Annotated in this window: 7 protein-coding genes; 3 read left to right on the forward strand and 4 right to left on the reverse strand. The window is 64.3% G+C overall.

What is annotated here, in order from left to right:
- On the reverse strand, window positions 1-697 hold a 697-nt coding region (locus H928_RS28050; protein ID WP_021027269.1), incomplete at its 3' end, for a sigma-54-dependent Fis family transcriptional regulator.
- A 281-nt stretch (window positions 698-978) separates the two neighbouring features.
- Here H928_RS28050 and H928_RS0115140 point away from each other — a divergent pair.
- Both H928_RS0115140 and H928_RS28055 read left to right on the forward strand, forming a co-directional pair.
- Window positions 979-2,826, forward strand: a complete 1,848-nt coding sequence (locus H928_RS0115140) for an NAD(P)/FAD-dependent oxidoreductase (protein WP_021027270.1) — start codon at window positions 979-981, stop codon at window positions 2,824-2,826.
- A gap of 102 nt (window positions 2,827-2,928) precedes the next feature.
- Window positions 2,929-3,909, forward strand: a complete 981-nt coding sequence (locus H928_RS28055; protein ID WP_021027271.1) for a YihY/virulence factor BrkB family protein — start codon at window positions 2,929-2,931, stop codon at window positions 3,907-3,909.
- A 68-nt stretch (window positions 3,910-3,977) separates the two neighbouring features.
- On the opposite strand, the gene H928_RS0115150 is transcribed toward H928_RS28055, so the two are convergent.
- The 3 genes from H928_RS0115150 to H928_RS0115160 all read right to left on the reverse strand — a co-directional run bounded on the left by H928_RS0115150 (window position 3,978) and on the right by H928_RS0115160 (window position 8,561).
- Window positions 3,978-5,279, reverse strand: a complete 1,302-nt coding sequence (locus H928_RS0115150) for an MFS transporter (protein ID WP_021027272.1) — start codon at window positions 5,277-5,279, stop codon at window positions 3,978-3,980.
- Window positions 5,280-5,510: 231 nt separating this feature from the next.
- A complete protein-coding gene (locus H928_RS0115155; RefSeq protein WP_021027273.1) occupies window positions 5,511-7,031 on the reverse strand; it encodes an acetyl-CoA hydrolase/transferase family protein in 1,521 nt (506 codons plus the stop codon).
- A 237-nt stretch (window positions 7,032-7,268) separates the two neighbouring features.
- On the reverse strand, window positions 7,269-8,561 hold the full coding sequence (locus H928_RS0115160; protein ID WP_052330023.1) for a solute carrier family 23 protein: 1,293 nt from the start codon (window positions 8,559-8,561) through the stop codon (window positions 7,269-7,271).
- Between the two features lie 287 nt (window positions 8,562-8,848).
- Between H928_RS0115160 and H928_RS34075 the strand changes: the two genes are divergently transcribed.
- Window positions 8,849-8,996, forward strand: a 148-nt coding sequence (locus H928_RS34075) for a zinc-ribbon domain-containing protein (RefSeq protein ID WP_373604923.1), incomplete at its 3' end; no start/stop codon positions are given.

The raw sequence follows: 8,996 nt of genomic DNA on the forward strand, positions 1-8,996 counted from the left end.
CGACATCCAGAAAATCCGGCGACTGCGCCAGGCGCAGCACCCAGTCGCTGCCCGACTGGGCCATCAGGTTGGCCAGCTCCACCCGGCGCACAGCGGCGGTGACCAGGTGCAGCGCCATCTGCTGGCTGGCGCGGGCGGCGGGCGAGCGCAGCAGGGACAGATCCAGCACGGCCGCCAGCTGGCCCTGCAGGTCGTAGATGGGTGCGGCGGTGCACGAGAGGCGCGTGTGGGTGAAGTCGAAATGGTCACTCTGGTGCACCGTCAGCGCCTCGCCGGTGGCCAGGCAGGTGCCGACGGCCGAGGTGCCGGCGACATCCTCGCGCCACTGCGCGCCCAGGTAGAGGCCGGCGCTGCGCAGGTCGCTGGCGTGGCTGTCATGGCCCAGAAAATCCACCGCCACGCCATGGCGGTCGGCCAGCAGCAGCACATAGTCCAGGCCCTTGAGCTGCTGGTAGAGGCGCTCGAGCCCGCTGCGGGCAATGCGGATCAGCGGCTCGGACTCTTCTCGGTGGGCGCGCAGCTGGCCGGCGGGCACGATATGGGCTTCGCTGGTGCGGCTCGGGTCCAGCCGGTGCTGGTCGATGCAGCGGCGCCAGCTGCCCAGCACGGCCCGGTCGCGTGCTTCCCCCTGCAGCGGGTAGCCCATGCCAAAGGCTTCGAGCTCCTGGACATGGGCGGTATAGCTGTGGATGGGCATGGCGGGTCTCCTGCAATCACCGGGCTGATTCTGTGCCCGCGCCCCGGCGCTGCCAATCAGGCTAACCCGCAACAGATGCTGCAGTGCAAAAGGGCGCATGCAACAGGTGTTGCATCGGCTGCGGCAGTGCCGCTGCCAGCCCGCTGCTGGCAAACCCGCAACGCGCGCCCCTGGTGGAAGGAGGTTGCAGTGCAGCATGGGCGCTTGGCATGGGGCTTGCAAAAACAGCCCAGCTGCGGCCGCTCAGCCGCTGCGCTATCCCCAAAAAAAGGAGACAAGCCATGACAACCGCTACCACCGCTGCCCCGAATGCCAGGCCCGCTGAGGCCGGCACCCCCACCGCCCGCGCCCAGGCCCTGCTGGACCAGCTCAACCAGGCGCTGGCCGCCCGCGATTTTGCGGCGGCCAGCCAGCTGTTTGCCCAGGACTGCTTCTGGCGCGACCTGGTACTGCTGACCTGGAACCTCAAGACCTGCGAGGGCCCGGCGCAGGTGGCCGACATGCTGGCCGCGCAGCTCGATGCTGCCGCGCCCCTGGTGCTGCAGCTCGATCCGAAGGAGGAAGTGACCGAGGCCGATGGCGTGCTGAGCGCCTGGCTGGTGGTGGATGCGCGCCACGCGCGGGGCCTGGGCCACCTGCGTGTTCGCGATGGGCGTATCTGGACCTTGCTGACCACGATCCAGGAGCTCAAGGGCTTTGAAGAGGCGCAAGGCCTGCGCCGGCCGATGGGGGCCGAGCACGGCATACGCCGGGGCCGCAAGACCTGGCTGGACCGGCAGCAGGAAGAGGCCGAGACCCTGGGCGAGAGCCGCCAGCCCTATGTGCTGGTGATTGGCGGCGGCCAGGGCGGTATTGCGCTGGGCGCGCGGCTGCGCCAGCTGGGCGTGTCGCACATCGTCATCGACCGGCAGCCGCGCCCGGGAGACCAATGGCGCAACCGCTACAAATCGCTGTGCCTGCACGACCCGGTCTGGTACGACCACCTGCCCTACATCCCCTTTCCCGAGCACTGGCCGGTGTTTGCGCCCAAGGACAAGATTGGCGACTGGCTGGAGATGTACACCCGGGTGATGGAGGTGAACTACTGGTCATCGACCCAGTGCTTGGGCGCGCGCTATGACGACGCCGCCCAGGAGTGGGAAGTGACGGTGGAGCGCGAGGGCCGCCAGATGGTGCTGCGCCCCCAACAGCTGGTGTTTGCCACCGGCATGTCGGGCAAGGCCAACATCCCCCGCATCGAAGGCCAGGAGCGCTTTCGGGGCGAGCAGCAGCACTCGTCGCAGCATTCCGGGCCCGAGGCCTATGCCGGCAAGAAGGTGGTGGTGATCGGCGCCAACAACTCGGCCCACGACATCTGCGCCGCGCTCTGGGAGCATGGTGCCGATGTGACCATGGTGCAGCGCTCGTCCACGCATATTGTGCGCTCCGATTCACTGATGGATATTGGCCTGGGCGATCTGTACTCGGAGCGCGCGGTGGCCAGCGGCATGACCACGAAGAAGGCAGACCTGGTCTTTGCCTCGCTGCCCTACCGCATCATGGCCGACTTCCAGGTGCCGCTGTATGACCGCATCCGCGAGCGCGATGCCGAGTTCTACCGCCAGCTCGAAGCGGCAGGCTTCATGCTGGACTTTGGCGATGACGATTCGGGCCTCTTTATGAAGTACCTGCGCCGCGCCTCGGGCTACTACATCGATGTGGGCGCCTGCGACCTGGTGATCGACGGCAGCATCAAGTTGCAGGCGGGCGAGAACAAGGGCATCAGCCACCTGACCGAGAATGCCGTGGTGCTGAGCGATGGCACCGAGCTGCCCGCCGACCTGGTGGTCTATGCCACGGGCTATGGCTCGATGAATGGCTGGGTGGCCGAGCTCATCAGCCAGGAGGTGGCCGACAAGGTGGGCAAGGTCTGGGGCCTGGGCTCGGACACGACCAAGGACCCGGGCCCCTGGGAGGGCGAGCAGCGCAATATGTGGAAGCCCACCCAGCAGCCGCAGCTGTGGTTCCACGGCGGCAACCTGCACCAGTCGCGCCACTATTCGCTGTACCTGGCGCTGCAGCTCAAGGCGCGGCAGGAAGGGCTGGCGACCCCGGTCTATGGCCTGCAGCCGGTGCACCATCTGCGCTGAGGGTGCCTGGGCGGATCGCAGAATGTCAGGAATTGGCACCTGGTGCCAGCTATGGCCGATGGCTGACACCGGCGGGCCGCCCATCAATGCCAGAATTGGGCGATGGTGACACAAGACTCGACGCTCGCCCAGCGGGTGCAACGCAAGCTCAATCCTTTCCGCCCCTTCTACCATGCGGCCGAGCAATGGCTGGCGGCCGATGGTCTGCGCATGAGCGCGGCCATGTCGTTCTACGGCATGCTGAGCCTGGCGCCGCTGCTGCTGCTCTTGGTGGGGGTGCTGGGCTGGTGGCTCGATCGTTCCTATATCGAGAGCAACCTGATCCACCAGGTCGAAGACATCATGGGCTCGCAAGTGGCCGATGTGGTGCGCGGTGCGCTGTCGAGCGCGCAGACCAAGTCGCAGGGCCTGATCGCCTCGGCGATTGGTTTTGTGATGCTGCTGTCGGGCGCGACCGGGGTGTTTGTGGAACTGCAGACCTCGCTCGAGCGCCTGTGGAACCATGGCGAGAAGGTCGACAAGAGCGGCACGCCCTGGTGGTACTCGCTGGTGCAGCGCGTGCGGGGCCTGGGCTATATCCTGGTGCTGGGCTTTTTGATGCTGATATCGCTGGTCATCACCACGATGCTGAGCATGACCACGCGCTGGGCGGGTGCCGTGCTGCATGTCGAAGCCCCTGGCATGCTGCTGGGTGTCATCAACGAGACGGTGTCCTTCCTGATCACCGTCACCCTGTTTGTCGGCATGATGCGCATCGGCACCGGCACCAAGCCCCGGCTGCGTTTTCTGATTGCCGGTGCGGCCATTGGCGCCTTTCTCTTCACCATCGGCAAGCAGGTGCTGGCCTGGTATCTGTCCACCGCTGCCGTGGTCTCGGCCTATGGCGCGGCCGGCTCGCTGGTGGTGTTGCTGATGTGGATCTATTTCTCGTCGGCCATCCTGCTGTTTGCCGCCAGCTGCGCCCGCGCGCTGAACAGCGCAGACATTGCGCTGCATGGCAAGGGCGGAGGCGGGGCCGAGGAGGACAGCACGCGCCTGCGGCCATCGGCCGGGCAGGCCGCCACCGTGGATTTCCAGATTTAAGAATCCACCGCAGCAACAACAATGCGCCCGAGGGCGCATTGTTTTTTGGGGTGCGGCGCGGCCATTCTTCAGTGGGCCTGGGCCTTCACATCAAAGCCTTCGGCGCGGGTGTCATGGCGCATGAAGAACACCAGTGCAAACGCGACGACCGCCAGCGATGCCAGGAACATCACGGCGTAGACATCGTTGCCCATCTTGTCCTTGAGCGTGCCAAAGATCGTGGGGCCGATGTAGCCACCCAGGTTGCCGATGGAGTTGATCCAGGCGATGCCCGCCGCGGCGGCGGTTCCGCTCAAAAAGGCGGTGGGCAGGGTCCAGAAGGTGGGCAACGCGCTGAAGATGCCAAAGGCAGCCAGGGTCACCGCTGCCATCTTGGGCACCGGTGCGGCGGTGTTGGCGGCGATCAGCAGGCCGGCCACGATGCAGGCCAGCGGAATCAGCACAAACCATTTGCGCTCCTTCATGCGGTCGGAGCCGCGCGTCCAGAAGATCATCGCGATGGCGCCGACCAGGTAGGGGAAGGCGTTGATAAAGCCGACCTGCACATTGGACAGGCCACCAAAGCCCTTGATGATCTGCGGCAGGAAAAAGCCCAGGCCGTAGAGCGGCACGGTGATGCCCATGTAGACAAAGCCCAGCGCGATCACCTTGGGGTTGAGCAGGGTCTGCTTCCAGGAGATCTTGTGGATGGATTCACGGTTCTGGCGCTCGGCCGTCAGGGTCTGGGCCAGCCAGGCGCGTTCTTCGTCGCTCAGCCACTTGGCATCCTGCGGGCCATCGGGCAGGTAGAACAGCACGACAAAGGTCAGGAAGATCGCGGGCAGCGCTTCCAGGATGAACAGCCACTGCCAGCCGTGCATGCCGCCCATGCCGTCCATATCAAGGATAAAGCCGGAGATGGGCGCGCCGATCACCGTGGAGATCGGAATGGCGAACATGAACCAGCCAACGATGCGCGCCCGGTAGGCGGCCGGGAACCACAGGGTGATATAGAAGATCACGCCGGGGAAAAAGCCCGCCTCGGCAATCCCCAGCAAAAAGCGCACGATGTTGAAGCTGGTGGCGCCGCCGACCCAGGCCTGGCCAGCCGAGAGCACGCCCCAGCTGAACATGATGCGGGCAATCCATTTGCGCGCGCCAAACTTTTCCAGTGCCAGGTTGCTGGGCACTTCACAGAGAAAGTACGACAGAAAGAAGATACCGGCCGCGCTGCCAAAGACCGCTGCCGAGAACCCCAGGTCCTTGGACATGCTGGCCCCGGCAAAGCCGATATTGACGCGGTCGAGGTAGGCGATGAAGTAGCAGACCATGAGCAGCGGCAAGAGCCGCCAGCTGATCTTGGAGATGGTGCGCTGTTCCAGGGTGTCCATATTTGGTCTCCGATGCTGTTATGGGTAGGACGGGTGGCTAAGGTGCTTCGCTTTTGATAGCTGTATGTTCAGCTTTATCAAAGGCTGCTGCGGTATTTTCCATAGCATATGCCATGGATCGCCGCTATTGTGCGCCGCAGCGCCCGCTGCCGCTATTGCGTCGGAGACAGATGCAAAAAGCCCCGCGCAGCGAGGGCTGGCGGGGCATGGAAACGGGGTCAGGGTCCGGAATCAGGCGGTTTTCATCGATCCGGTATCCAGGTAGCGCTGGTGCCAGGACAGCGCCTCGGTCAGGATATGGGGCGTGTGCAGGCCGGCCGACTGGTGCATCGCGCGGTCCACATAGTCCTGCAGCATGGGGCGGAAGTCTGGGTGCGCGCAGCGCTCGATGATGAGCTTGGCGCGCTGCCGGGGCGAGAGGCCGCGCAGGTCGGCCAGGCCCTGCTCGGTAACGATGATCTGCGTGTCGTGCTCGGTATGGTCCACATGCGAGCACATGGGCACGATGCAGGAGATATGGCCGTTCTTGGCCACCGAGGGCGTGACGAAGAAGGACAGGTAGCCGTTGCGCGCAAAGTCGCCACTGCCGCCAATGCCGTTCATCATGCTCGAGCCCATCACATGGGTGGAGTTGATGTTGCCGTAGATGTCGGCCTCGATCATCGAGTTCATCGCGATCACGCCCAGGCGGCGCACCAGCTCGGGGTGGTTGGAGATCTCCTGCGGGCGCAGGATGATGCGTTCGCGGTAGAAGTCGATGTTCTCCTCGAAATCGCGGTAGGCGGCCGCCGACAGCGAGATGGAGGTGGCCGAGGCGCGCGCCATCTTGCCCGTGCGCAGCAGGTCCAGCATGCCGTCCTGCAGCACTTCGGTAAAGCCCAGCAGGTTGTCGAAAGGGCCGGTGAGCAGGCCGGCCAGCACCGCATTGGCCACATTGCCCACGCCCGACTGGATGGGCAGCATCTCCTGGGGCAGGCGCCCCATCTTCATCTCGTGCGAGAGAAAGTCGATGATGGAGGCGGCAATGGTGTTGGAGTTGGCGTCCGGCGCAGCAAACACATTGTCGCGGTCGCCCTTGTGGGTCTCGACGACGGCGACGACCTTGTCCAGGTCCACCTTCAGGTAGCCCTCGCCAATGCGGTCATCGGCATGGGTCATGCGGATGGGCACGCGGCGCGGCGGGATGGCGGTGCCGTAGTAGATGTCGTGCATGCCTTCCATCTTGGCGGGAGGCTTGGTGTTCACCTCCAGGATCACCTTGTCGGCAATCTCCAGCCAGGTCTTGTTGTTGCCCACGGCGGTCGACGGGATCAGCAGGCCATCGGCGGTGATGCCCAGCACTTCGACCACCGCCACATGCATGTGGCCCAGAAAGCCGAACCAGGCGTGCTGGGCGACGTGGGACAGGTGCATGTCGATGAAGTCGATGTCGCCGGCATTGATGGACTTGCGCGCGATCGGGTCGGTGTTGAAGGGCAGGCGTTGGCCGATGGCAGCGGCCTCGGCCAGCACGCCGTCGCATTCGGCAGCGGTGGAGGCGCCCGTCCAGACATTGATCTTGTAGGGCCGGCCGGCGGCATGCTCGGCCTTGGCATGGGCTGCGATGGCCTGGGGCAGGGCCTTGGGGTAGCCTGCGCCGGTGAAGCCACTCATGCCCACATTGGCGCCAGCAGGGATCAGGGCGGCCGCGTCGGCTGCGGACATGATGCGGGAGTGCAGCGCGCTGCAGCGCACACGGTCATTCAACGACATGGGGGGAGACTCCAGGAAGGTGTTTTCGTTATTGTCTACAGATGCTGCCCGGCGGCAATGGCCGGGCTGCGAGGCGGGCAAATCTTAGCAGTCGTTGCACCCGAAACCATTGAGGATCCGGGAATACCCGATTGTGGATAAGTGCTACTGCGCAGGCAATTTATTGTTGCACTGCAACAATTTAGCGCATAAAAAAAGCCCGGGACAACCGGGCTTGGGGATGTGTTGGCGTGCCGCTCAGCGCTTGTCGCTGCGGTTGAGCAGTTGGTAGAGGATGATCGCGCCAAAGGTCGCGGTCCCGATGCCGCCCAGCGCAAAGCTGCCGAACTTCAGGGTGAAGTCACCGGTGCCGATGATCAGCGTGATGGCCGCAACGATCAGGTTCTTGTTCTGCGAGAAATCCACCTTGTTTTCCACCCAGATCTTGGCGCCGGCCACCGCAATCAGCCCGAACACCACGATGGACACACCGCCCATGACGGGCAGTGGAATCGCCTGGATCAGCGCGCCGAACTTGGGCGAGAAGCCCAGCAGCAGTGCAATGAGGCCTGCGACCATGAACACCGCGGTGGAGTAGATGCGGGTGGCCGCCATCACGCCGATGTTTTCTGCATAGGTGGTCACGCCCGTGCCGCCCCCGCCGCCGCTGACCATCGTGGCCACGCCGTCACCGATGAAGGCCCGGCCCATGTACTGGTCCAGGTTGCGGCCGGTCATGGCCGTCACGGCCTTGATGTGGCCCAGGTTCTCGGCCACGAGGATGATCACGATCGGGGCGATCAGCACCATCGCCTGCGGGCTGAACTGGGGGGCCGAGAAATTGGGCATGCCGATCCAGGCGGCCGTGGCCAGGCCCGACAGATCGACCGGCTTGCCCAGGCCCATGCCATTGGTCAGGATGGCGTAGAGGATGGCTGCGGCAATCAGGCCCACCAGGATCAGCAGGCGCTGCACCATGCCCCGGGTGAGCACGGCCACCATGCCGACGCAGACAAAGGTCATCGCCTGCATCCAGCTCTCGAAGTTGTTGCTGGCCATGTTCTTGACGGGAACCGTGGCCAGGTTCAGGCCGATCACGGCCACGATCGCGCCCGTCACCACCGGCGGCATGAAGCGCTCGATCCAGCCGGTGCCCACCGCCTGCACGATAAAGCCGATCAAGGTGTAGAGCAGGCCGCAGGCGATGATGCCGCCCAGCGCCATGCCGATGTTGGCATTGGGCCCGGAGCCGGCATAGCCGGTGGCGGCAATCACCACGCCGATGAACGCAAAGCTCGATCCCAGGTAGCTGGGCACGCGCCCGCCGGTGATCAAAAAGAAGATCAAAGTGCCGACGCCACTCATCAAAATGGCGACATTGGGGTCAAAACCCATCAAAATGGGCGCCAGAATGGTCGAGCCAAACATGGCGATGACATGCTGCACCCCCATGATCGAGGTTTGTGGCCAGGGCAGGCGCTCGTCGGGTGCGACGACATCGTCAGCGCCGGGGCGCACTTCACGCCAGCGGGGAAGGAAGGAATCAGACATGGTTTTGGCAGGCCGCAGGCAGGGCTGCTCCGGGAGGGGCAGTTGCAGGCGAGCGAGAGAAAAGGTGCTGCATCATAGTGAATTTGCCAAGCCTTGTAGAGAGAGGGAAACTCTCTAAGCAGGGCCAGGGCGGGGACTGCAGGGGCCCCAGCGGCAATGACCGTGCAAGTCTGTGGTGTGCTGACACTGGCTTGTTTGGCCAATGCGATAGATAATCACAATGACATTGATAACAAATACGGTAGGTTGCTAGCAGCAACCTGTTTGTTTAGGGAGAGAGGGTTTCCATGAACTGTGTGCAATGTGGCGAGGCATTGGCCGCCGGCGCCAAATTTTGTCGAAAATGCGGCTGCAAGCTGCAGACCGCCTTGGCGCCCGAGGCCGCAGCCAGCCCGCGCAATATGCCGGCTGCGCCGGTGGCCGCCTACGCCACCT

Source organism: Comamonas sp. B-9 (assembly GCF_000410635.1).
Classification (GTDB): Bacteria; Pseudomonadota; Gammaproteobacteria; order Burkholderiales; family Burkholderiaceae_C; genus Comamonas.